Annotated in this window: 23 protein-coding genes; 8 read left to right on the top strand and 15 right to left on the bottom strand. The window is 71.3% G+C overall.

Features of this window, described 5'->3' with window-relative positions:
* Window positions 1–23: 23 nt before the first annotated feature.
* The 3 genes from tilS to dacB all read right to left on the bottom strand — a co-directional run bounded on the left by tilS (window position 24) and on the right by dacB (window position 4736).
* Entirely contained in the window at window positions 24–1118 is a 1095-nt protein-coding gene (gene tilS / locus OG896_RS22735; protein WP_328465280.1) for a tRNA lysidine(34) synthetase TilS, read from the bottom strand.
* Window positions 1119–1436: 318 nt separating this feature from the next.
* Window positions 1437–2615 (bottom strand): zinc-dependent metalloprotease, encoded by a 1179-nt coding sequence (locus tag OG896_RS22730; protein WP_329368136.1) that lies wholly within the window; start codon window positions 2613–2615, stop codon window positions 1437–1439.
* 705 nt (window positions 2616–3320) lie between these two features.
* Window positions 3321–4736: a D-alanyl-D-alanine carboxypeptidase/D-alanyl-D-alanine endopeptidase gene (gene dacB / locus OG896_RS22725; protein ID WP_329368133.1), complete on the bottom strand. Its 1416-nt coding sequence runs from the start codon at window positions 4734–4736 to the stop codon at window positions 3321–3323.
* Between the two features lie 114 nt (window positions 4737–4850).
* Here dacB and OG896_RS22720 point away from each other — a divergent pair, with 114 nt between their 5' ends.
* Entirely contained in the window at window positions 4851–5345 is a 495-nt protein-coding gene (locus tag OG896_RS22720) for an inorganic diphosphatase (RefSeq protein WP_328465286.1), read from the top strand.
* 118 nt (window positions 5346–5463) lie between these two features.
* On the opposite strand, the gene OG896_RS22715 is transcribed toward OG896_RS22720, so the two are convergent.
* The 3 genes from OG896_RS22715 to OG896_RS22705 all read right to left on the bottom strand — a co-directional run bounded on the left by OG896_RS22715 (window position 5464) and on the right by OG896_RS22705 (window position 9201).
* Window positions 5464–7248 carry an MFS transporter gene (locus OG896_RS22715; RefSeq protein ID WP_329368129.1) on the bottom strand — a complete coding sequence of 595 codons (1785 nt, stop codon included), beginning with the start codon at window positions 7246–7248 and terminating at the stop codon, window positions 5464–5466.
* Between the two features lie 162 nt (window positions 7249–7410).
* Window positions 7411–8031 carry a TetR/AcrR family transcriptional regulator gene (locus OG896_RS22710; RefSeq protein WP_329368127.1) on the bottom strand — a complete coding sequence of 207 codons (621 nt, stop codon included), beginning with the start codon at window positions 8029–8031 and terminating at the stop codon, window positions 7411–7413.
* A gap of 162 nt (window positions 8032–8193) precedes the next feature.
* Complete coding sequence (locus OG896_RS22705) at window positions 8194–9201, bottom strand: hypothetical protein (RefSeq protein ID WP_329368125.1); 1008 nt, start codon at window positions 9199–9201, stop codon at window positions 8194–8196.
* Window positions 9202–9557: 356 nt separating this feature from the next.
* Here OG896_RS22705 and OG896_RS22700 point away from each other — a divergent pair, with 356 nt between their 5' ends.
* Window positions 9558–10109, top strand: coding sequence for a hypothetical protein (locus OG896_RS22700; protein WP_328465294.1), 552 nt, complete (start codon window positions 9558–9560; stop codon window positions 10107–10109).
* A gap of 359 nt (window positions 10110–10468) precedes the next feature.
* Here OG896_RS22700 and OG896_RS22695 read toward each other — a convergent pair whose 3' ends face one another.
* Window positions 10469–11239, bottom strand: coding sequence for an SDR family oxidoreductase (locus tag OG896_RS22695; protein ID WP_329368122.1), 771 nt, complete (start codon window positions 11237–11239; stop codon window positions 10469–10471).
* 186 nt (window positions 11240–11425) lie between these two features.
* Between OG896_RS22695 and OG896_RS22690 the strand changes: the two genes are divergently transcribed.
* The gene (locus OG896_RS22690) at window positions 11426–11890 is read left to right on the top strand and encodes a hypothetical protein (protein WP_329368120.1); all 465 of its coding nucleotides are present in this window, start codon (window positions 11426–11428) and stop codon (window positions 11888–11890) included.
* Window positions 11891–11920: 30 nt separating this feature from the next.
* On the opposite strand, the gene OG896_RS22685 is transcribed toward OG896_RS22690, so the two are convergent.
* The 4 genes from OG896_RS22685 to OG896_RS22670 all read right to left on the bottom strand — a co-directional run bounded on the left by OG896_RS22685 (window position 11921) and on the right by OG896_RS22670 (window position 14672).
* A complete protein-coding gene (locus OG896_RS22685) occupies window positions 11921–12811 on the bottom strand; it encodes an RNA polymerase sigma-70 factor (protein ID WP_329368119.1) in 891 nt (296 codons plus the stop codon).
* Between the two features lie 24 nt (window positions 12812–12835).
* Entirely contained in the window at window positions 12836–13510 is a 675-nt protein-coding gene (locus OG896_RS22680) for a maltokinase N-terminal cap-like domain-containing protein (protein ID WP_329368117.1), read from the bottom strand.
* Between the two features lie 110 nt (window positions 13511–13620).
* Window positions 13621–13839, bottom strand: a complete 219-nt coding sequence (locus tag OG896_RS22675; RefSeq protein WP_329368115.1) for a DUF397 domain-containing protein — start codon at window positions 13837–13839, stop codon at window positions 13621–13623.
* Window positions 13815–14672, bottom strand: coding sequence for a helix-turn-helix domain-containing protein (locus OG896_RS22670; protein ID WP_329368112.1), 858 nt, complete (start codon window positions 14670–14672; stop codon window positions 13815–13817). The genes OG896_RS22675 and OG896_RS22670 overlap by 25 nt, the downstream gene beginning before the upstream one ends.
* A 399-nt stretch (window positions 14673–15071) precedes the next feature.
* Between OG896_RS22670 and OG896_RS22665 the strand changes: the two genes are divergently transcribed.
* Genes OG896_RS22665 through OG896_RS22655 form a run of 3 tightly spaced genes read left to right on the top strand, consistent with a single transcriptional unit; the run spans window position 15072 to window position 17546 of the window.
* Window positions 15072–15383, top strand: coding sequence for a hypothetical protein (locus OG896_RS22665; protein ID WP_328465310.1), 312 nt, complete (start codon window positions 15072–15074; stop codon window positions 15381–15383).
* A 46-nt stretch (window positions 15384–15429) separates the two neighbouring features.
* On the top strand, window positions 15430–17034 hold the full coding sequence (locus tag OG896_RS22660; RefSeq protein ID WP_329368109.1) for an alpha/beta hydrolase: 1605 nt from the start codon (window positions 15430–15432) through the stop codon (window positions 17032–17034).
* An 11-nt stretch (window positions 17035–17045) separates the two neighbouring features.
* The gene (locus OG896_RS22655; RefSeq protein ID WP_329368107.1) at window positions 17046–17546 is read left to right on the top strand and encodes a hypothetical protein; all 501 of its coding nucleotides are present in this window, start codon (window positions 17046–17048) and stop codon (window positions 17544–17546) included.
* Window positions 17547–17669: 123 nt separating this feature from the next.
* Here the strand turns inward: OG896_RS22655 and OG896_RS22650 are convergent, their stop codons facing one another.
* Window positions 17670–18101, bottom strand: a complete 432-nt coding sequence (locus OG896_RS22650; RefSeq protein WP_329368105.1) for a hypothetical protein — start codon at window positions 18099–18101, stop codon at window positions 17670–17672.
* Between OG896_RS22650 and OG896_RS22645 the strand changes: the two genes are divergently transcribed.
* A complete protein-coding gene (locus tag OG896_RS22645) occupies window positions 18085–18309 on the top strand; it encodes a hypothetical protein (protein ID WP_329368103.1) in 225 nt (74 codons plus the stop codon). The genes OG896_RS22650 and OG896_RS22645 overlap by 17 nt on opposite strands.
* A 137-nt stretch (window positions 18310–18446) precedes the next feature.
* On the opposite strand, the gene OG896_RS22640 is transcribed toward OG896_RS22645, so the two are convergent.
* Window positions 18447–18788 (bottom strand): YkvA family protein, encoded by a 342-nt coding sequence (locus OG896_RS22640; RefSeq protein WP_328465322.1) that lies wholly within the window; start codon window positions 18786–18788, stop codon window positions 18447–18449.
* A gap of 81 nt (window positions 18789–18869) precedes the next feature.
* Window positions 18870–19895, bottom strand: a complete 1026-nt coding sequence (locus tag OG896_RS22635; RefSeq protein WP_329368100.1) for a C45 family peptidase — start codon at window positions 19893–19895, stop codon at window positions 18870–18872.
* Between the two features lie 409 nt (window positions 19896–20304).
* Here OG896_RS22635 and OG896_RS22630 point away from each other — a divergent pair, with 409 nt between their 5' ends.
* Window positions 20305–21429, top strand: coding sequence for a hypothetical protein (locus OG896_RS22630; protein WP_329368098.1), 1125 nt, complete (start codon window positions 20305–20307; stop codon window positions 21427–21429).
* A gap of 126 nt (window positions 21430–21555) precedes the next feature.
* Here OG896_RS22630 and OG896_RS22625 read toward each other — a convergent pair whose 3' ends face one another.
* Entirely contained in the window at window positions 21556–22863 is a 1308-nt protein-coding gene (locus OG896_RS22625; RefSeq protein WP_329368096.1) for an MFS transporter, read from the bottom strand.
* Window positions 22864–22871: the final 8 nt, after the last annotated feature.

The following is a 22871-nucleotide window of genomic DNA, read 5'->3' as shown; positions in this document are numbered from 1 at the left end:
GGTACGTCCTCAGGTCTGCGGCTCTACGACGGCGAGAACACCAGTCTGCCATCCGCCCTTCGGACGGCGACGCCGCCCGGCAGGTTGAGCGCCTTCTGCCCGCGCCAGCCCGTCACCAGGCGGTCCACCTCTTCGATGTGGCGGGCGAAGAGGAAGCCGGGCGGGGACCCGGCGGCCACCGCCGCTCTGCGCAGCACCCGGCGCCGGACCGCCGCGGGCAGCCGGTGCAGCCGCGCCACGTCGAGGCTGCCGTCGTCGCCGGCCACGTCGGCCTGCGCGTCGGCGGCCCACTGGTCGAGGGCGTCGGCGTCGTCGCGCGAGAGCTGGGCGGTACGGGCCAGCGCCTGCACGACGCCCTTGCCGAGCGACTTCTCCAGCACCGGCAGCGCTTCGTGCCGGACCCGGGAGCGGGTGTACGCGGGGTCGTGGTTGTGCGGGTCCTCCCACACGGTGATGCCCTGGGCGAGGCAGCCCTGACGGACGGTGTCGCGGTCGAGCAGCAGGAACGGCCGGCGGTAGCGGCCGCCGGTGCCGGAGACCGCGGCCATGCCGGACAGCGAGCGGGTGCCGGAGCCGCGGGCGAGGCCGAGCAGCACCGTCTCCGCCTGGTCGTCCCGGGTGTGGCCGAGCAACACCGCGGCGGCACCGCGGCGTTCGGCGACGGTGTCCAGCGCGGCGTACCGCGCGTCGCGCGCGGCGGCCTCGGGGCCGACCCGGCGACCGGTGCCGGTGCCCGCGGTGCCGACGTACGCGCCGCCGTGCGCGGCCGTGGTGGACTGCCGGCCGACGGTCACGCCGATCGCGTCGACCGGGTCGAGGCCGAGGGCACGCAGCCGCTCCACGACCTCCTGGGCGCGGCGGGCCGAGCCGCTTTGCAGGCCGTGGTCGACGGTGACGGCGCCGGCACGCATGCCGAGCCGGGGCGCTTCGAAGGCGAGGGCGGCGGCCAGCGCCATCGAATCGGCGCCGCCGCTGCACGCGGCGAGTACGAGCGGGCCGGCGGCGCCCGCGGTGGCGGTGGACGGCGCGGCGGACGCGTCGGCGGAGGCTGCGAGCACGTCGTGCAGGACGCGGCGGACCGCCAGACGTATCGCCGCGACCGTGGGGTGGGGTCCCATGTCCGGTTCCCTCCTGGGGAGGCTGGGTGGGGCGGGCAGAGCGAGAAGCCCTGCGAGACAGGTTGACGCAGGGTATTCAGATGGTGACAGAAGCCCGGGCATAACCCGAGCATCGCACGCGGCACCCCACGCCAGCGGTCCCTCGGACGGGTGAACCGGGCGCAAAACCAGCGGCCGGACCACCCTCAGCGGGGCGGCACGGCCGGTACGGGTGAGGCGGAGGGTGCGAACGGCCAGGGCTCGCGGAGGCGCGGCCGGGGCTCGCGCTCCTGCGAACGAGCCCGCCCGCGTCCACGGCGGTACGGTACGGCGCCCGGCTCAGCCGTCGGTGCGGCCGTGCACCCGCGCCACCCACTCCGCGGGTTTGGCGATCTCCGCCTTGGTGGGCAGCGTGTTCGGCGAGGTCCACACGCGGTTGAAGCCGTCCATGCCGACGTCCTTGACCACGCCGCGCACGAACCGCTCGCCGTCGCGGTACTGCCGCAGCTTCGCGTCCAGGCCCAGCAGCCGGCGCAGCGCCTGGTCGAGCCGGCCCGCGCCGCTGGCGCGGCGCTGCCCGAACTTCTCCCGGATCTCCGCGACGCTCGGCACCACCTCGGGGCCCACGCCGTCCATCACGTAGTCGGCGTGCCCCTCCAGCAGCGACATCACGGCGGTCAGCCGGGTGAGGATCTCCTTCTGCGCGGGGGTCTGCACGAGGTCCACGAGGCTGCGGCCGTCGTCCGGCTCGCCGTCGGCCCCCTCCTCGCCCTCCTCGCGGTCCTTGCCGGCGCCGCTGAAGGTCTGCACCGCCTGCCGGACCCGCTCCACGACCGTGGAGGCGTCGAGTTCGGTCTCGCCGAGGAAGGACTGGATCTCGCCCTCGATGTGGTCGCGCAGCCAGGGCACGGCGGAGAACTGGGTGCGGTGGGTCTCCTCGTGCAGGCACACCCACAGCCGGAAGTCGTGCGGGTCGACGTCCAGCTCGCGCTCGACGTGCACGATGTTCGGGGCGACCAGCAGCAGCCGCCCGGCCCTGGGCTCCCCCGGGCCCGGCTGCACCGGTCCCGCGGGCATCTCCCGCGTGGCGGGGGCGAACGTCTCGTACTGGCCGAGCACCCGGGAGGACAGGAAGCTCAGCAGCATCCCGACCTCGACGCCGGTGACCTTGCCGCCCACGGTGCCCAGCATGACGCCGCCCGGGCCGCCCGGGCGGCGGGCCTGCATCTTGCCCAGCAGCGGTTTGAGCACCTCGCGGAAGCCCGCGACGTTGGCGCGGACCCAGCCGGGGCGGTCCACGATCAGCACGGGGGTGCCGTGCGGGCGGGCCCCGCCGTCGCCGTACATCCGCGTGAACGCGCTGACGTGGTTCTCCGACTCCTCCGCGTGGGTCCGCAACTCGGCCACGATCGCGCGTGCCTCGTCCCGGCTCACCTCCGGCCCGGGCCGCGTCAGCCGCTGCGCGGTCGCCACGGCGAGGTTCCAGTCGACCATCTCGCTTCCACCGATGCTCGTCATACCTTCACGGTACGTTGCCGCTCCCGCTTTGGGGGTGCCTAACGCTTCTCCGCCCCCGCTCTCAGGGCTCCGATCCGCCCGCGGGCCCCTGCGGGGTGGCTGCCTCGCCTCGTCCGCGGGCCCGTCGTGGCCGAGCGCGTGCCCCTGCGGGGTGGCCGCCTCGCCCTCGTCCGCGGGCCCGTCGTGGCCGAGCGCGTGCCCCTGCGGGGTCGCCGCCTCGCCTCGTCCGCGGGCCCGTCGTGGCCGAGCGCGCAGTTCCCCGCGCCCCTGGGTGGCGGCCCCTTGCTGTGGGCACCTACCTGCCCGCCGGACGTGGCTGGTCGCGCAGTTCCCCGCGCCCCTGAGTATGTGCGGCTGCTCCGCAGCGCACAGCAGGCCACCGGTCAGCACTCGGGAACCAACCGGCACTGCGACGGCGGGCCCCCGAAGGGGCGCGGGGAACTGCGCGACCAGCCACAACGAGCCCGCGGCCGGGAAGCAGACCGAACCCACAACGGCGCAAGCCCGAAGGGGCGCGGGGAACTGCGCGACCAGCCACAACGGGCCCGCAGACGGGGACGAGGCAGCCACCCCGCAGGGGGGCGCGGGGAACTGCGCGACCAACCACAACGGGCCCGCAGACGAGGACGAGGCAGCCACCCCGCAGGGGCCGGCTCTCACCGGGAGGTGGTCCCTGGGCCGACAGAACGGGGGAGCCCCGCAGGGTCAGGCGGTGGCTACGGCTGTCGCGAGGGCGTCGAGGGCGCGCTCGGTGGCGACGGGGTCGTATCCGCCCTGGGTCATGAACGAGAACGCGAGCAGCCGCCCGCCGGCGGTGACCACGGTCCCGGCGATCGTGTTGGTCCCCGTGAGCGTCCCCGTCTTCGCGTGCACCAGGCCCGCCGCAGGCGACCCGTGGAACCGCGCCGCCAGCGTCCCCGTGAAGTCCGCCACCGGCACCCCCGTGAGGATCGAGCGCAGCTCGGCGTGTTCAGGGCTCGCCGCCAGCGCCAGCAACCGCGCGAGGGTGACCGGCGCCAGCCGGTCGTCGTGGTCGAGCCCGCTCCCGTCGTGGAACGACGCCCGCGGCAGCGGCACCCCGTACCGCACCAGCGCCGCCCTGATCGCCGCCGCACCCCCCGCGAAGCTCGCCGGCCGCCCGCTCGCGATCGCGGCCTGCCGCGCCAGCGCCTCCGCGAGGTCGTTGTCGCTGTTGGTGAGCATGCGTTCCACGAGGTCGGCCAGCGGCGCCGACACGTGCGTGGCGAGCGTGGTGCCGGCCACGTTCCCCGCCGTCCCCGCGTGCTCGTGCGCGACGCCGGCCACGGTGATCCCCTGCTTGCCGAGCAACTGCGCGAAGTCCCCCGCCGCGCTCGCCGCCGGGTCCCACGCGCGGGACGCGGGGCCGCTGCTGCTCCCGTCGAGCCGCCCCTCGTCGGCCATCAGCGCGGTGACCGGCGCGAGGTTCTCGTTGTGCCCGATGGGGTGCAGCGCCGGCCCGCTGTACAGCGACGTGTCGTACCCGAGCGCGATCTTCGTCCGCCCGGCCGCCTTCAGCGCCTTCGCGGTGTCCTCGGCGAGTTGCCCCAACTCCAGCGTGGGGTCACCGCCGCCGACCAGCACCACGTCACCCTTCCCGGTGGTCCCGGTCGCCACCACCCGCGTGGTCAGCCGCTTCTCCGGGCCGAGCAGGCCCAGCGCGGCCGTCGCGGTGGCGAGTTTGGTGGTGGACGCGGGGGTCGTCGCGGTGCCGTCCTGGTGGTCGTAGAGCACGCTGCCGCTGCTCACGTCGATCACGGCGCCGGTGCGGACCGGGCCCATGCCGTACGCCGTCAGCAGCGGGTCGAGCTTGCGGGCGAGCTCGACGGAGAGGCCGGCCGGCAGGGGCGCCGCGGAGCCGCCGACGGGCAGCAGGACGGGCGCCGCGGACGGCACGGCCGTCGATATGCCCCCGGGTCCGACCGGGGAGACGGCCGTGGATGCGGGGCCGGGCGTGGCCTTCGGCTTCCCGCCCGGTCCGGCCTCGGCGTCCCGCGTGGCGGCGAAGTTCCGTTCCGCGGTGCGCTGCCCGCCCTGCCACGGCCCGGCCGCGGCCGCCGCCCCCGCGGCGACGACCACGCCCATCCCGGCGGATACCGCCACGACCTGCCACGTCCTGCCGAGCGGCACAGCCGACCAGCCCCTTTCGCGACCACCCCGATGCGTGGGAGACACTTAACCACCCACACTGTGTGCTGATCATTGAGGAGTAGGGCCGTGGAGTTCGACGTCACGATCGAGATCCCGAAGGGTTCACGAAACAAGTACGAGGTGGACCACGAGTCCGGTCGTATCCGCCTGGACCGCAGGCTCTTCACGTCCACGAGTTACCCCGCGGACTACGGCTTCATCGAGAACACCCTCGGCCAGGACGGCGACCCGCTGGACGCGCTGGTCATCCTGGACGAGCCGACGTTCCCCGGGTGCCTGATCACCTGCCGCGCCATCGGGATGTTCCGGATGACCGACGAGGCCGGCGGCGACGACAAGGTGCTGTGCGTGCCCGCGTCCGACCCGCGCGTGGAGCACCTGCGGGACATCCACCACGTCTCGGAGTTCGACCGCCTGGAGATCCAGCACTTCTTCGAGGTCTACAAGGACCTGGAGCCCGGCAAGTCCGTCGAGGGCGCGAACTGGGTCGGCCGCACCGAGGCCGAGGCGGAGATCGAGGAGTCCTTCCGCCGCCTGAAGGAGCACAACGGCGGTCACTGACCCCCGGTTTCCCGCACTACGGGCCCGCGGCCGTCATCGGCCGCGGGCCCGAGCCGTGCGGGTGGAGGAGGGGCCGCACGGCGGAGCGGGTCGAGCGGGACGGATCAGGCGGGGTGGGTCAACGGGGCTGCGGCTGGCGCTTGTCGGTGTACGTGCCGTCCGGCCGAGGGCCCGTACCGTCCGGCATTGAGCCCGCGCCGTCCGGCGTTGAGCCCGCGCTGCCCGGCATTGAACCCGTGCCGTCCGGCATTGAGCCCACGCTGCCCGGCCGGGGAACGGCGCCGTCCGGCAGGGAAGCCGTCCCATCCGCCGCGCCGGCCTGCTCGCCGACCTGCTCACCGGCCTGCTCGCCGCGCTCAGCGGAACGCGACCGCGTGCCCCGCAGCAGCAGGGCGACGACGACCGCCGCGAGCAGGGCCACGCCCGCGCCCGCCAGCAGCGTCTGGTGGATGCCGTCCACGAAGGCGTGCCGTGCTCCGTCGGCGACCGGGCCGCCGACGCCGCTCGCCCCGGCCAGCGAGGAGCGGGCCGCGTCCGCCGCCCGCGGCGGCAGCCCAGCCGGCAGGTGCAGGTGCGTGCGGTAGCCCGCGCTGAGCAGGCTCCCGAGGACCGCGATGCCGAGCGCCCCGCCCAGTTCGCGTGACAGGTCGTTCATCGCCGAGCCGACGTTCTGCAGCGCCCGCGGCAGCGCGTCCGTGATCTCGGTGGTCGCCGGCGTCATCGCCAGGCCCATCCCGGCCCCGAGCGGGACCAGTCCGGCGACGACCAGCCAGTACGGGCTGTCGGTGCCCAGCCGCGAGAGGACCGCCATCGCGACCGCCACCAGCACCAGCCCCACCACCCACGGCCGCCGCACGCCGACCCGGGCCACCAGCCGCGGGGTCAGCCGGGTGGCGGGCACCAGCGCGCCGGCCAGCGGCAGCACGCTCACCGCGGCCACCAACGGGCTGTCCCCACGGACCAGTTGCAGATACTGCATGGCCACGAAGATGAAGCCGAAGAAGACGAAGAACTGCAGCGTGACCGACACCGAGCCCGCCGAGAACCGCCGGTTGCGGAACAGCCTCGGGTCCAACAGCGGCTGCTCCCGGCGCAGTTCCCATCCGACGAAGGCGGCGAGCACCAGCACGCCGAGAGCGATGCCGCCGAGGGTGAGCGGGTCGGCCCAGCCGCGGGTGGGCGCCTCGATCACCGAGTAGACGAGGGCGAGCAGGCCGAGCACCGCGATCAGCGCGCCCACCGCGTCGAGCCGAGGCCGCTCCGCCTCCGCCGACTCCGGTACGAAGACCAGCGTGCCGACCGCGGCGACCGCCGCGAGCACCACGTTGAGCAGGAACACCGAGCGCCACGACCACTCCTGGAGCAGCAGGCCCGACGTCAGCAGGCCGACGACGGCGCTCGCGCCGGCCACCGCGGTCCACGCGCTCACCGCCTTCGTCCGCTGCTCACGCGGGAAGGTGCTGGTGATGGTGGACAGCGTCGCCGGCATCACCAGCGCCGCGCCCACCCCCAACAGGCCTCGCAGCGCGATCAGTTCGTCGGCGTCCTTGGTGAACACGGCCAGCACCGATCCCACGGCGAAGACCACGAGGCCGGCCACCAGTGCCCGCCGCCGCCCGAACCGGTCGCCCAACGCCCCCGCGGGCAGCAGCAACGAGGCGAACGCGAGGCTGTAGGCGTCCACGATCCACGACAACTGCGTCTGGCTCGCGTGGGTTTCGCGGGCCAGGCTGGGCAGCGCGACGTTCAGCGAGGCCATCGCCGAGACCACCGCGCCGAGCGCGAGGCACGTGACGAACAGGACCACACCGTGCCGGACGGCCGGGCCTGCCGGTGAGGCGGGGTGAGCGGGGCGGGCGGGTTCGGCGGGTGGGGTGCCGCTCCGCGAGTCCACGGTGCGCATGGGAGCCTCCTCCTACGGGATGTCGCTGTCCTGCTCACGGTCCCGCCCGGGGTCGGCCACTCGCCACGTTGATGAATTCCGGCCGCCGGTCGTACGGGGCTCCTGTCCGACGCACCGCCCGAATCCGCCGGCCCTGATGAATTCCCGGGGCCGGCCGCCTCGCTACCCGGACGACCGCCGCTTACGGGTGGGCGGGCCCTGAAGGGCGAGCCGCAGGGAGGGGCCGAAGTGCCGGACGATGTCGTCCACCGACATGGACGCGATCGGCTCCAGGCGCAGCACGTACCGCGTCATGATGATGCCCGCCATCTGCGCGCCGAACGCCATCGCCCGCGCCTGGGCGTGCGCCCCGCCGATACGTTCGGCGATCCGGCCGAACACCTCGCGTTCGAGCATCTCCCGCAGGAGCGCGGCGAGTGCCTCGTCGGCCGCCGCGCTGCGGACCATCGCCTCCAGGGCGGGCCGGGTGTCGGAGGAGTCCCAGATGGTCACCAAGGCGCGCAGCGCCCGCAGGCTGAACGTGGCGGGGTCGCCGTCGAGCACCCGCGTCAGCACGTCCGCCGGGTTCGCCACCAGTGCCATCGCCGCGCCGAACAGCCCCCGCTTGGAGCCGAAGTAGTAGCTGATCAGGGCGACGTCCACGCCGGCTTCGTCAGCGATCGCGCGCAGGGTCACCGCCTGGTAGCCGTGTTCGAGGAACTTCTGCCGCGCGACGGCGAGGATGGCGCCGCGCGTGTCCGAAGCCCCCGGCCGGCGCCCCCGCCGGGGCGGTTCATCTGTCACCGTCCCCACGCTAGCGCCGTGGCCCAGGCTCCGTAGCGACGCCGTACGGACGCCGTGCGGGGCGTCGTACGGGCGTCGTGCGGGGCGTCGTACGGGCGTCGCACGGGGCGTCGTACGGGCGTCGTGCGGGCGCCTGCTGAACGGGCCTGCGCCGTAAGGGTCTCAGCGGTCGCGGCGCAGCCTCAGCGCTTCCGCGGCGCGGGTCTTCACCTCGCCGGTGCCGGTCTTCTGCGCTGTGCGCAGGTGGCGTCGGGCCTGCTCGGCGTCGATGAGGATGATGCCGAGGTGGAAGTGGGCGAGGGCGCAGACCGCGGGGTCGGCGGCGGCGGTTCCCTCTTCGAGCAGCGGCACCGCCTCGTCGGCGCGCTCCTCTTCGAGCAGCGAGACAGCGAGGTCGACCGCGGCCTTGGGCGCGTACCCGGGGTGCCCGGAAGCGTGCACCTGTTCCAAGTAGTGCCGGGACTCGGCGAGTTGCTCGGGGCTGTCGCCGGTCTCCCGGAGCAGCCCGGCGAGGTTGAACGCGGCGTGCAGCGCGGTCTTCTGCTGCGGGCTGTCGATGGCGGCGCGGTAACGCTTGATGGCGGCTTCCTGGTTGCCGGATCGTTCGAGGAGCAGGGCGAGTTCGAGTTCGGCCCGGGCGGTGACGACCGGCACGCCGCATCCCATCGCGGCCTGGAGCATCCGGCCGGCCTCGTCGAGGTCGTCCGTGGCCAGGGCCATCCCGGCGAGCCGGATCGCGGCCAGGCCCGCGCTGATGGCCCGCGGCAGGCCCATCGCCAGCCGGTAGTTCGCGTCGGCGTCTCCCCGCTTGCCGCGCGCCTCCATGGCCATGCCGCGCACGAGGAAGACCTCGGCGGCGACGTCCAGGTCGGAGAAGCCGTCCAGCGGTTTGAGGCACTTGACCGCCTGCCGGGACTCGCCCTCGGCGAGGTGGATCAGCGCGGTGACGAGTTCCCCGGCCACCCGCACGTCGGCCTCGCCGGAGCCCCCGGCACGTACGGCGACGGCGGCGGCGTGCTCCCGGGCGTCCACGTCGAGGTAGGCGCGGGCGAGCTCCATCGCGCCGTCGAAGTCGAGCACCAGGTCCTGGCTGGTCAGGATGTCCACGGGGTCGGGGAGCCCCACCCACGAAGCGCCGCCCTGGCCCGGTTGCCGCGTGCCGTCCGCCATGTCCGCCTCCACGCTCGCCCCAACTCGGCTTCAGGCAGCCGAACTTAGCGAACCCCCGGCCGGTCCGGCTGCCCCGTCGCCGGTCGCCGGCTCCGCCGAATTCCGATGAACTCCGGCTCATTTGCCACCGTTTGAACATCGCCAACCGACATCACGGGCGTTATCCGTCCGCACCACGAAAACCCGCACACCAGGAAAGGCACTTCCCGCCACAGGGGTTTCTCCCGTATCCGTACGACCAATTGGACCCACCCGACGCATGCCGCCGCGACTTGCTTACGGAGCAGGCGGCGGACCGCTAGTCTCAGCCGCCCGGAGTTCTTCGTTCACGCATGTCACCAGGGAGACAAGACACCATGACGCACGACGTGCCGCCGCCCCCCGGCTCGCCGGCCCCGCCGCCGCACGCGGGTGGACCGTCCGGGGGTTCATTCGACCCCGCTTCGGTCAACCGGCTCGACTGGGCGATTCTCGGGATCGGGTTCATCGTCCTCATCTTCTCGTTCTTCGACTACTACTCCTGGGATTTCGGCGCGTACGGCGTGCACCTCGGAAGTGTGAGTTGGAGCGCCTGGCACTTCGACCACGGGCTGTTCATAGCCTGGTTCGCGATGGTGCTGACCGTGCTCGGCGCCGGCGCGCTGGCCGCGAGCCTCTTCGCCCCGCAGATCCAACTGCCCACCCCGGCCAGGGCGCTGACCTTCCTGGGCTTCGGCATCGGCTTCGTGCTCTACGTGATCGCGATCTTCGCGCACTCCGACTTCGGCCCGGCCGGCGGCCACGGCTTCAGCTTCTGGGTCAGCCTGATCCTCGCGGGCGTCGGCGCGGTCATCGCGCTGCTGCGGGCGCAGCAGACCGGCACCGAGCTGCCCGGCCCGCTCGGCAACCTGCCGCGGATCGGCCAGTAGCCGGGCCCGGCCCGGCAGCGCTCTTCGCGAAAGTGCCGCCGCTCCCACCGTGCGGGTGGGGGGCGGCGGCATTTTCGTGCCTACGGCGCACCGTTGAGTGGAGAGGAACCGCTCAACGGTGCACCAGGGAATTGAAGGCCGCCCGGATGTTCGCCTTGCTCGGGTCCACGTACGTGCCCGTGGCGGAAGGGACTTCGGGACAACACGCCGCTACGGCGCCGTGCTCGAAGCGGCGCCGTAGGGCGGTGGACGACCCGGCCGGCCGGATCTCGTCCGGTCGGCCGGTCCGGCCGATCGGGACACGTCTCCCCGGTGGACGTGTCCCCTCGGCCAGAGTGGGGCTCCCGCGCGGCCGTGGGCTAGCGACTTTCCGCAGGAGGAAAACGTCCCGCGAGGAAGTCCTCGAACGTGCCCACGCCGACGTTCCGTTCCGGCGCCAGGTGCCCGCCCGCCCGGAAGGACCGGTACGTGCGGCCCGCCAGCGGGACCTTGAGCAGGGGGCGGCGGCGCCCGCTCGCGCGCAGGTAGGCGCGGGCCAGGTCGGCGAAGGTCCGCACCTCAGGTCCGCCCATGTCCGGTACCCGGCCGGCCGGTTCGCCCGCCGCGAGCTCGGCCAGCCGTACGGCGACCTCGCCGCTGTCGATCGGCTGGTCGACCAGGCCGACCGGGACCGGCATGACCGGCAGTTTCGCGAAGGCCGACAGCACCTGGAGCACCAGGTCGTGGAACTGCGTCGTGCGCAGGACGCTCCAGCCGAGCCCCGACTCCTCGATCAGCCGCTCGACGGCGAGCTTGCTGCGGTAGTAGCCGAACTGCACCTGGTCGACGCCGACGATCGAGATGTACACCAGGTGCCGCACCTCGGCGGCCCGCGCCGCCTCGATCAGGTGGCGGGCCGCCTCCTCGTCGCCCCCGCGCGGGTTGGACGCGCAGTGCACCACGGTGTCCGCGCCCGTGAGCGCTTCGACCAGACCCGCGCCGCCCTTGCGCAGGTCGATGGCGTACGGCGGCGGCGCGTGCCGGCTGAGCACCCGCACCTCGCCGCCGCCGGCCCGCAGCCGCTCCACGACCAGCCGCCCGAGCGTCCCGGTGCCCCCGGTCACCATCGTCGTCTTCCCCGTCACCGTCATCCCGCTCGCCGTCCCTCCGCCGGGGGCGCCCCCCTACCGGAGCGCCCGTCACCCCCTCAGAACCGCCCGGCCCCCGCAAACGTGACAACGCCCCCGGGCAGCTCGCAGGAGCACCAGTGCGGCCAACGGGCGTCGGATACGTTGAGGACCAGAGGGTGTCGCGTACACAGGGGCAGGGGGCTCGCGATGGTGAAGCGCCGGTGGCGGGCCCTGGGCGTCGCCGCAGCGATCGCCGTGGTGCTGAGCGGATGCTCCTCCGGCGGCCACAAGGACAAACCGACACCCACACCACCCCGGAGCGAGGCCCAACTCCGCGAGCAGGCACAGGCGAAGCTCACAAAGTCGTCCCAGGTGAAAATGCACTGGACCGGCACCGTGAACAAGAACATGCGGATCATGAAGACGGAACCCCACTTCAAGGACGCCCACGCCTACGTCCTCGAAGCAGCCTGCGCCGGGACCGGGGCCGTGTGGTTCGCCTGGGAGATGAATGCCCCCGATCCCGCCATCATGCCGGACGTGTACTGCGACGGCGACGTCCTGCGCTTCCCCTTCACGGGCAACAAACTTGAGAACTTCTTCTTCGCCAAGGAGTTCACCGACGTCCCGACCGGCGTCCTCGCCTGGCAGGTCATCCCCGCCACCCACTGACCACGAGCCGGCCGCACCACCCGGAGCGACCTACGCCGTCGTCGCCAACTGGCGCTGCACGAAGGACAGTTTCTCCGGGTTCAGGACGGACCAGACGCCGGATATGGCGTCGTCGCGGACGTCCAGGGCGATGACGGTGTAGAGGTGGCCGCTGACCCGGACGACCAGGGCCGGCGCGCCGTTGGCCTCGACGATGTCGACCGCGAGGGCGCCGGTGAACTTGCGGACGGTGCCGGAGATGAAGCGGACGACCTTCTCCCGGCCCAGGATCGGGCGCCGTGCGGAGCTGACCTTGCCGCCGCCGTCGCTCCACCAGGTGACGTCCTCGGCGAGGAGCCGTTCCAGGCGGGCGAGGTCGCCCTCGCGTGCGGCCGTGACGAAGGACTCGACGAGTTCGCGCTGCCGCTCGACCGCGGGCGTGAAGCGGGTCTCCTGTGTGGCCACGCGCTTCACTGCCCTGCGGTACACCTGGCGGCAGTTGGCCTCGGTGAGTTCCAGCACGCCGGCGAGGTCCCGGTGGCTGTAGCCGAACGCCTCGCGCAGCACGTACACCGCGCGCTCGGTCGGGGTCAGCCGCTCCAGCAGCACCAGCATCGCGGTGGACACGGCGTCACGCTGCTCCGCGGACTCCAGCGGGCCGAGCGCGCCGTCCCGCGTCATCACCGGTTCCGGCAGCCACGGCCCTACGTACCGCTCGCGCCGGGCGCGGGCGGAGGTGAGCCGGTTCACGCAGAGGTTGGTGACGACCTTGGCCAGCCACGCCCCCGGCTGCTCGATCGCCTCCCGGTCCGCGCGGCTCCACCGCAGGTACGCGTCCTGCACCGCGTCCTCCGCCTCCTCGGCGGACCCGAGCAGCCGGTAGGCCAGCCCGAACATCCTCCGGCGGTGCTCCGTGAACTCCTCGGCGGTCCCTGACGTCACGCCGCCCAGCGTCCCACATCGCGCTCAACTCGCGGTGGGCCGCAGAACGGCGAGGAGGCCGGTGACGCGGTGGTCGGCGTCGGGGGCCTGCCATTCCGCGGTGAGGTGGGCGCGGAGGGCGGGGTCGGCCGGGGCAGCGGAGTTCGGGTCGAGGGCGCGGACGAGGTGGAGGGTGTGGGCGGCGTACGCCGGGATCTCGACGGCGAGTTCGGTGCCGTCGGGACCGTGGGAGACCGTGGTGGCGACGGCGTCCACGGGCAGCGCGGGGCCGTTGAGGGTCGGGACCACCGTGGGGTCGGGCGTGTCGGAGGCGGACTGCGCCTGCGGCTCGGCCCGGTCCTGGATCAACGCGAGCAACTGCGCCTGGAGCACCGGGTCGTGGGTCCCGTCGTACACCCAGCGGTGCCCGAGCACGCCGTGCTCGGTGGTGCCGATCAGCGCGTGGTCGGCACCGTCGAGCGACTCGGCGCGATACGTCAACGGTACGAGGTAGGCGCGCGGTTCGTCCTCGCCCGAGGTGTCGGTGACCACCAGGAACTCGATGCCCACCTCGCCCTCGGGGTCGTCGAGCCGGAACCCGCCGGACTTGTCGAGTTCGGGCGCCCGCCCGGTACCGACGTACCACGGTTGCGCCGCCAGCCAGGGCGCGACGAGTTCCAGCTTGCCGGGGACCAGCGTGGTCTTGTGGATGACAGCCATTGCCTCAGCTCATCCGAAAACGCCCCAGCAGGTCAAGGCGGCGCACGCCGTGGCGCAAGCGGACACGCGGTGGTCCGCTTGCGCCACGGGGGACGAACCGGTTCGGCGGTTCAGACGGTGGGGAACTCGTCGGCGCGCACCGCGCCCACGAAGGACGCCCACGCGTCCGCGGAGAACGCCAGCGCGGGTCCGTGCGGGTCCTTCGAGTCGCGGACCGGCACCACGCCGGTGAAGCCGTCGGCGACCTCGACGCAATTGCCGCCGTTGCCGTTGCTGTACGACGACTTGCGCCAGGCGGCGCCGCTCAGGTCCTTGGCAGCGATGAACATGACGTGTGCTCCTCCAGTACGGTGCGAAGCAGGTCCAGGGACCCCTCAGGAGTCATCGCGAGGTCCCTGAACTGATCGTAGGCCAAGCGCAGTTGCTCCGCCTCCTCCGCGTCCTCGATGACGTCGCCGCTGAGACTGCCCTCCACGTAGGCGATGTTGCGCCCGCTGGGCAGCCACAGCATGCTCAGCGAGCCGCCGAACATGAAGTGCGGACCGGCGCTGAACGGCACGACGTGCAGCGAGACATGCCGCAGCCCGGCTGCCTCGATGAGCCGTTCGAGCTGCTCGGTCCACGCGTCGTGGTCCTTGAGCCCGCTGCGGAGCGCCGACTCGTGGATCAGCCCGCGGTAGTCGAGCAGGTTCGTCTTCCCGAACAGCCGGGCCTGCCGGGCCATCCGCTCCTGCACCCGCCGGTTCACCTCCGCCAGGGAAGCCGACAGGTCGGAACTCAGCAGCGACGCGGCGTACCGCTCGGTCTGCAACAGTCCGGGGATCAGGCCGGCCACGAATTCCTGCATGTTCCTGGCCTCGGCCTCGACGTCCATGAAGCCCTCGTACCGGCCCTGCTTCTTCTCCCGCTTGGCGAGCTTCCACAGGTCGGCGAGCAGGTCACCGGTGCCGTAGAACCTGTCGAGCACCTTGGGGACGTCCGACGAGCCCAGCCGCTCGCCGTTCTCCAGCCGGTGCAGGTACGACTGCTCGTACCTGGTCTGCTCGCCGAGCTGTACCAACGTCAGACCCGCGCGTTCCCGCAGCTTCGCCAGTTCCTTGGCGTAGATCCGCCGCGCCGAAGGCCCGCTACCAACGCCCGCGTTGCTGTTGCTGTCGTTCATGGTGGTTCCGATCCCTTCCAGTTGTCGGAAGGCCATGTCAAGAGCCCGCCCGCGCACGGCAGTCGAGCCTCCGACCTGGCCTTCGTCTTCCGAGTCGATCCCTGACGGCTCGCCACATTGCCTGCGGGCATAGGCAAATAAGCCCCTTTGCCCGGACAAAGGCTCACCTGAAACCGATCGTAGGGTCTGACACCCACTCATGTTCACGGAATGTCAGTAATCGCTCACAAAGTGCTGAACTTCGATCACCTCTGCCCCCATCCGCCCCGCCCGTCGGGCACATGCACTCTCGGCCATCTCTTTCCGTGTGAGCTTCACAACGCCGCGTCACCATTGCCCCAGGCTTCGGACGTCCCTACGTTCTTGGCCATCTGACGCGAAACACGGGGGGCGTTCGAGATGTCCGGACAGATGGTCGACAACCCGCGGCGCGCGTGGCTCCAGACGTTGCTGTCCACCATGGACGCGACGCTTGAGGCCATGCGGCCCGTACTCGACAAGCCCGCCGCCGACTTCGGCAGCGGCAAGGCGTGGATCGGGACGGAGGCGGCGACCAAGTTCCAGGCCGAGATCACGGGTCGCAAGAGCTCCGTCCACACCCTGACCAACGGGCTACGGGACGTCGTCGCCGACGCGCTGCGTGCCGAGCCGCTGAAGGTCACGGAAAGCCAGGCCCGGCAGATGCAGAGGGACCACCAGCACGACTGGTGACGCATCGCCGCAGCCCTGGCCTCAACACCAACTCCCGGGGGGGAACATGACCAAGATCGCAGCCGTGGACGTTGCGGTACTCGCCCAAGCCATCCAGCAGATGGACACCGGCGCCCAGGCGCTGTCCACCAACTGTGCATCGCTCAGCAGTCAGTTCGGCAAGTACGGGCTTGACACCGAGAACCTGCGCAAGCTCAGCGCCATCGCCTCCTGGACCCGCGACCAACTCCCCGACCTGCGCCGGCGACACGCGCTCGCCGTGCACATCGGCGCAGGGGGCGACCATGTCCAGGTCCCGGAGCCGATCTCCGTCGCGGCGGCCGACGCCTACCTCTTCCAGCAGGCGACGAAGGACCACGACTCGGCCGGCCTCGCCCTGGTGAAGAGCGATCTGAGCAAGAACCTGAACGACCCGGCTTTCCTGAAGGCGTACGCCGACGCCTCCCCCGACGACATCACCGCCTTCCAGGGGCTACCGGCCACCGATGCGGACAAGTTGAACCGCCTGCGCCTGGCAGAGTGCCTGAAGGCGACGGACTGCCCGGATTCGCTGAAGAAGCTGTCCGCGTACCTGGCACAACCAAAGTTCAAGGACAACGGGGTCTACCTACTGGGATTCGATGCCAAGGGCAACGGCCACGTTTCAGTGTCGTTCGGCAACCCGGATACGGCCGCGAACACCGCGGTCTACGTGCCCGGCACCGGCGCCGACCTTGACAGCGCGAAAGGCGACATGGATCGGGCCATGACGCTGTACACATCTGCAAATGAACAGAAACCAGGCTCAACGGCGTCTGTTTTCTGGCTCGGCTACGACGCGCCCAGTTTCAGCGAGCTTCCTGGCGGCCCCACCGTGCAGAGCTTCGCCAACGACGGTGCACCCAAGCTCACCGCGTTCGTGAAGTCCTTGCAGTCCGATCACACCGGCCGCGGCCACCTGACGGTGATCGGGCACAGCTACGGCAGCACGCTCGTGGGTGACGCGTGCGCCCACTTCGGCATGCGGCCCAACGATGTCGTCTTCGTCGGCTCGCCGGGTGTCACCGCAGGGAAGGCATCACAGCTCGGCATCGGGTCCGACCATGTCTGGGCGAGCAAGAAGAAGTTCGACCCCATCCCGCAGATCGGCGCGCCACTCGACCCGCTTCACTGGGTGGACGACCACAGCGACCGGTTCGGCAACGACCCGACCTCCACGGAGTTCGGGGGAAAGACGTTCGACTCCGGCTCCGGCAGCGGGGTGAAGCACGCGCACAGCGAGTACTGGGACGCAGGACCGTCCCTGGACAACATGACGGACATCGTGACCGGGCAGACGGACAAGGTCAGCAAGATGCCGACGGAGGACAAGACCGGCCCGCTTCCCAACTTCGCAGATGTAGTCGCTGATCCCGTCGCGGGAATCCAAGAGCTCGCTGGCGCCGGACTTCAGAACGCCGGCCACGCGGTCGGGGGCTACTGGGGACGGCCGCTGGAGGACACCGGAGATGCCCTTCACGATGTCGGCCAGGCCCAGAACGACCTCATCGGCTCGGCCACCGACCTGATTTCCGGCGACCCGGGCGGGACACTGGACGACCTCAAAGACACGGGCAGTTCCCTCGTGGACGGCGGCAAGAACGTCGTGCACACCGTGACCGACTTCCTCTAGTAGCAGGAGCGATGACCAGAACCACGCGCACAGGCAGCATGGCCGCCGCCGGGGCCACCGCCCTGCTCCTCACCCTCACCACCGCCTGCGGCGCCGCACACCAAGGCGACGTCCAACCCGACGCCGTCGAGAAGAAGGCCCACACCCTCACCCAGCAGACACTCGACGCCCTCCACTCCACCATCGGCACGCCCAAAACCACCATCTACAGCGACGCATGGAGCAAGTGCACGACCGAGACGCCCGGACAGCACCGGTTCGAATACGACTACGCACTGAAACTGGTCGTCTCACGGAGTCAGGTCCAACCGGCAGTCGCCGCTGCACGCGCCTACTTCGCCCGCCAGCACTACGAACCCCACTACACGTCCGCCCCGGACCTCCACGCGGGCGCGACCCTGCCCAAATCCTCCTGGACCGTGGACCTCAGCCGCGACACCACCACAACAGTGGTAGTCGACGCCGACTCCGACTGCGTCTTCACCCGCCACGACCCCTCGACGAAGACCTGACCCTCACCACCGTGCCGCTGGAACTCCCGTAGGGAGCAAGGAAGTTGGTGAATCGCCATTGCGTTCGGATATGCCGGACGGCCCGCCGGGTGATTCCGGCGGGCCGTCGGGAAATTACGTCGATCAGTTGAGCGGAATGTCGAAGTTCTTCGCGGTGATGTTCGTGCCGTTCGACGCCTTCGCGGCGAGCCGCTTGTAGCGCAGCACCAGCTTCGTCGTGTCCTTGGTCGGAGTGAACACGACCCAGCCGGTGGTGGTCTTGCCGGTCTCGGCGTCGGGCAGCGGCGGGTAGCCGGCGGCCTTGATCTCGTCGTCGAGGATCGTGGTGCTCGCCTGGTCGATCCCGTTGGACATACCCGTGAGGTAGAAGGAGTCGGCGCCGAAGGTGTCGTAGTACTTGCTGCTGGCGGTCACCTTCACGTTGACCAGGACGACCTTCTCGTCCGCGAGGGCCGAGTACTTGCTCTTGGACGCGGCCGACGGCTGGTACCCGCTCACGTACTTGAGCACGGTCGCCTTCTCGCCCATCACGTCGTCGGTGAACGACTTGTTCACCGTGACCGGGCTGGCGGACGACCCGCCGTCGCCGCCGTCGGTCGTCGCGGACGCGCTCGTCGTGGGCGCGGCGCTGGTGGTGGTCGGCGCGGCGGCCGAGGTCGAGGGCGTGGAGCCCGCGTCGTCGGACGAGCTGGAGTCGTCGTTGCACGCGGTGAGCAGCGCGCCGCCGACGAGTATCGCGGCAATGACCGGAAGACTGGGATGAACCCGAACACGCATGATGTACTACCCCGTTTCGAATGCGCGCGCATCGAAATCGGCCCCCATTGCCTCCCCCGAAGTCGCCGCATTCACTTGAATACTGACAACAGCTGGCCACTATACACGGGGCCAACCGCCCCTTTAGCGACCGCGTTTATGCCGATTGGTACGGATTTCCCGGCCGCCGGTGACGGCCCGCTCCGCGGATAGCCGCGTGGCCGCCGCGTGCACCGAACGCAGGGCCAGCATCAGGAAACCGATGTCGTCCACGTAGATCGGATCGGGCAGCAGATCCACCGGCCAGATCAGATACGCGATCGAGCCCCAGAACATGGCCTTGGTCGACAGCGGCATCCCGGTCGCTTTCAACATCCGTCGCGCCCGCACCAGTTTGAGCAGCGTCCGCACCGCGATCACGGCCGTGACCACTCCCACGACCACCACGGCGGCGACCAGCCATCCCACTTCCGCCCGATCCACCACCCACCATCTCCCTCCACATTCGAGGCACCATTCCTCCCCCTCGCGTGCCCCGAATCTCCCCGAACCCGCTTTCGAAAGGCCCTAGTCGGCCGACGAGGTAGGGGTGGGCGCGGGCTCGGGAAGGGCAGGCGCCGGAGCGAGTTCGATCGTGCGGGCGCCCTCGTGGAAGGCGGCGAAGGACTGCGTCCAGGGTTCGGCGTCGGGCCAGTGATAGCCGACTTCCCCGTCGGTGGGGCGATAGTCCGCGGTGTAGAGGGTGCCGAACCCCTCGTCGTACTCCCGCCGGTGCAGCGGCGGGCGCAGCATCGTGGCGACGGGGGTGTCGGGGCCGGCGGCGCGGATCGCCGCGACCCGGGCGAGCGTGCGGCTGCCGGCCTCCTCCTCGGGCGAGACGGGCGCGGCGAGTTGGTGGTTAGCGGCGCACGCCACCGGGTCGGGGTCGACGGTGAGCGGGATGTCCGGGCCGACCTGGACGGTGACGGCGCGGTCCGGGTCCGTGAGCGTGACGTTCTGCGGGATGCAGATGGGCAGGCCGCGTAGGCACTCGACGGCCTCGTCCACCGTGGTGCACGTCTCCAGTACGTAGCGCAGCGCGATCAGGATGGACAGGCCAGGACCGTGCACGAAGCGGCCGCCGAAGGTGAGGGAGACGGCGAGGCCCGCGTCGTTCATCCCGTCGAGCAGCCCCCACGCGCCATCCTGCATCCCGATCACCGGGCGCAGGAAGTGCGAGCGGACGATGGTGCCTTCGCACGCCTCGGGCGGGAAGTCGTAGTTGCGCAGCAGCCGTCCGGGGCGGGCGGTCTGCGTGCAGCCGCTCCAGAACGGTTTCGCCGCCGCGTGCGTCAACAGCGTCTCGCCGGCACGCATCTCCGGCACCTGCGCGGCCAACCGCTCCAGCACCGGCAGGAGTTCGGGCATGTGCCGTGCGAACAGCTCCTTCGCCCGCACCGCTCCCTCCGGCGTCCGGCCCTCGTCCGTCAGCCACTTGGCCGGGTCGCTCTCCTTCGCGACCTCCCGCACCCGCGCGGCCCAGCGCCCGTCCCCACCGTCACCGACGTCCACGGCCTTGAACGTCTTCTCGACCCGGCCCGCATGATCCAGCACGGCATCCCCCTGCCCTCGGCGCTTAGCCAACGCCCCCCATGGTAGAGGGATTTCGCCATGTCGGCATTTGTTCGCCATTACGGGCACGCCTTGTGCCAGGAGCGCGCTAATCCCCGCTGCCCGCTGCTGAGTTGACAAGAACTTCACAGGCAAGCAGGATCGGGAGCCAATCACACGGGGAACAATTTTTTCGTCGATCACGCTTGGCCTGCGCCGGCCCGCCACGGAATCAGCCATTCCGTTTGGCGACGTGCCCTCGCATCGGTTCAAGTGCGCTCTCGCGTCTCTTTCACGCGGTCCCACTTCACGGGTCGCGTGAACGCCGGACCGCAGGCGTAGCAGTCGATCGCAGATGGAAACACTTCCCTTCGGATGCGGATCATCTCATTCCGGATGAAAGAAGACTGCTTTGCGAAGAAGCCATATCGGTCGTGCGGCCGTCGCCGCGGCAGGACTGCTCGTGGGCCTTGCGGCCCTGCTGCCCTCAGCACAGGCAGACGAGGCCCACGGCGGTCAGCCGTCCACGGCCGCGGCCACCGACCCGAACGCGACCGCGACCGCGACCTCGACCGCGACGGGAAGCTGGCAGGAAGTGAACGTCGGCACCACGCCGGCCAAGATGTACGCCTTCCACGACGTCGTGTCGACGGTGTCGGGCGATGTGCTGGCCACCGACCCGGGGCAGGACATCCGCTGCTGGAACGGCACGGGCTGGGAGGTCGTGCCCAAGCCCGGAATTCCGCAGATGCACAACAGCGACTACATCGCCTCCATCGGCGGCATCTCCTGTTCGGATTTCTACATCTACGACCAGGAGTCCCTGAGCGCCGACACCGCTCCGGGGCGGTGGCACTGGGACGGCACCACGTGGCAGCACACCCTCACCGGTGACACCTATCCCTCCATGAATTTCCAGGCATTCGCCGCGAACGACATGTGGGACTTCAGCTACCACTATGCGCACCACTTCGACGGCACCTCGTGGAACACCGTCGCCCTGCCCGACACGGTGTCGAGCCCGGATATCGTGACGGGCACGTCGGGCAAGGACCTGTGGCTCATGGGTTCGTCGAACACGTCGCCCTTCGGCCCGCTCGCCTACCACTGGAACGGCACCAAGTGGGTCCAGTCCACGCTGCCGTCGACCTGGACGTCGAAGAACAGCGAGCAGTCCGCGGTGACGGTGTCCTCCAAGGAGGTGTACGTCTTCGACTTCACGACGGCCAACGGCTACCTGCGCTGGGACGGCACGACCTGGCACAAGGAGAACACCGGCATCTCCCTCCCCGCGGTCTCCGACTACACCAGCGGGGCCGCGTACTCCGGGGGAACCGTCTGGCTCAGCGTCGCCGCGACCGTCCTGCGCCTGGACAACGGCGTGTGGACGAAGTCGCCGCTGCCCGCGGTCTCCGACCCGTCGCCGATCGACGTCCGCGCGATCGCCGCGGACCCGCGCACCAACACGGTGATCGCCGGCGGTAGCGCGGGCGGCGAGCAGGCGCCCCGACCGGTCCTGCTCCAGTACCAGAACTGACGAACCGCACGCCCGCGCGGTGATTCCGCGACCGCGCGTCAGCACCACCCGGGGCCGTGCGTCCGCGACAGCGGGCACACGGCCCCTCCGGCGTCCAGCCCCCGCCGCTCTCCAACCGGCCTTGTTCTAGAGGGAGTTCACCCTGCTCCGAGCCGCCCCCGGGCGGAACCGCTCGACCGACCACAGCAGGAACGCCGCCACCGTCAGGGCGGCGCCCATCACGGTGACGCCGGTCCAGCCCCACGCGGAGTGGACCGCGCCGGTCGCGGCGGACGCGGCGGCACCACCGAGGAAGACGGTGGTCATGTAGACGGAGTTGACGCGGGCGCGGGCGTCGGGCCGCAGGGCGTAGATGTCGCGCTGGCTGAGCACTTGGTGGCCCTGGACGGCGAAGTCCAGCAGCACGCCGCCGATCGCGAGCAGCACGAGGCTGTCGACACCGAACCCGGCCACGACCATGGCCACCAGGCCGAGCAGGATCGCCACGGCCCGGCCGGGCACCCCGCGCCCGGCGTCGCCGAGCCGCCCGGCGACCGGTGCGGAGGCCGCCCCGGCCGCGCCGACCAGCGCGAAGACCGCGATGCCGTTCTGCGACATGTGATGCCGGTCGGCGAGTTCGTACGCCACCGCCGTCCAGTACGCGGTGAACGCGCCGAACATGCACGCCTGCGTCAACGCCCTCCGCACCAGCACCGGTTCGCTGCGTGCGAGGCCGGCCACCGAGGCGAGCAGGGTGCCGTAGCGGGCGGAGTGGTCGGGCTTGCGGACCGGCAGCACCTTCAGCAGCGCCAGCGAGGTGAGCAGCATGACGACGGCGGAGATGGCGTAGATACTGCGCCAACCCCACGCGGCGGCGGCGAAGCTGGCGACGGAACGGGCCAGCATGATGCCCAGCAGCAGCCCGCTCATCACCTGCCCGACCAGCCGCCCGCGCGACTCGGCCGGCGCGAGGTGCGCCGCGAGCGGGATCAGGATCTGCGCCACCACGGAGGTGACGCCGATCAGCACCGACACCGCGAGGAAGACCCAGAAGTCCGGGGCGAACGCGGCCACCGCCAGCGCGACCGCGGTGATCAGCAGCGTGCGGGAGGCCAGCCGCCGGTTCTCCAGGAGGTCGCCGAGCGGAATCAGCAGGGCCAGGCCGAGCGCGTAACCGATCTGGGTGGCGGTCACCACGACGGTGGCGGTGCCCTTGCTCACGTCGAAGGAGTTGCTGAGCAGGCCGAGCAGGGGTTGCGCGTAGTAGAGGTTCGCGACGCTGGCGCCGCACGCGAAGGCGAGGGTGATGATCACCCAGCGCAGCGCCCGCCCCGGCTCGGCGGAGGCGCCGGCTATGGGCACCGGTTCGGGTTCGGACTCGGTCAGGGCTGCGTCGGCGGCGTGGGCGGCATGGGCGGCGTGGGCGGCAGACGGGGACGGGCCGCTGGTCGTCATACGGGGGC

The sequence above is a fragment of the Streptomyces sp. NBC_00669 genome (genome assembly GCF_036226785.1).
Taxonomy (GTDB): domain Bacteria; phylum Actinomycetota; class Actinomycetes; order Streptomycetales; family Streptomycetaceae; genus Actinacidiphila.
The sequence above is the reverse complement of the archived record's forward strand: the minus strand, read 5'-3'. Positions and strand labels throughout refer to the sequence as shown.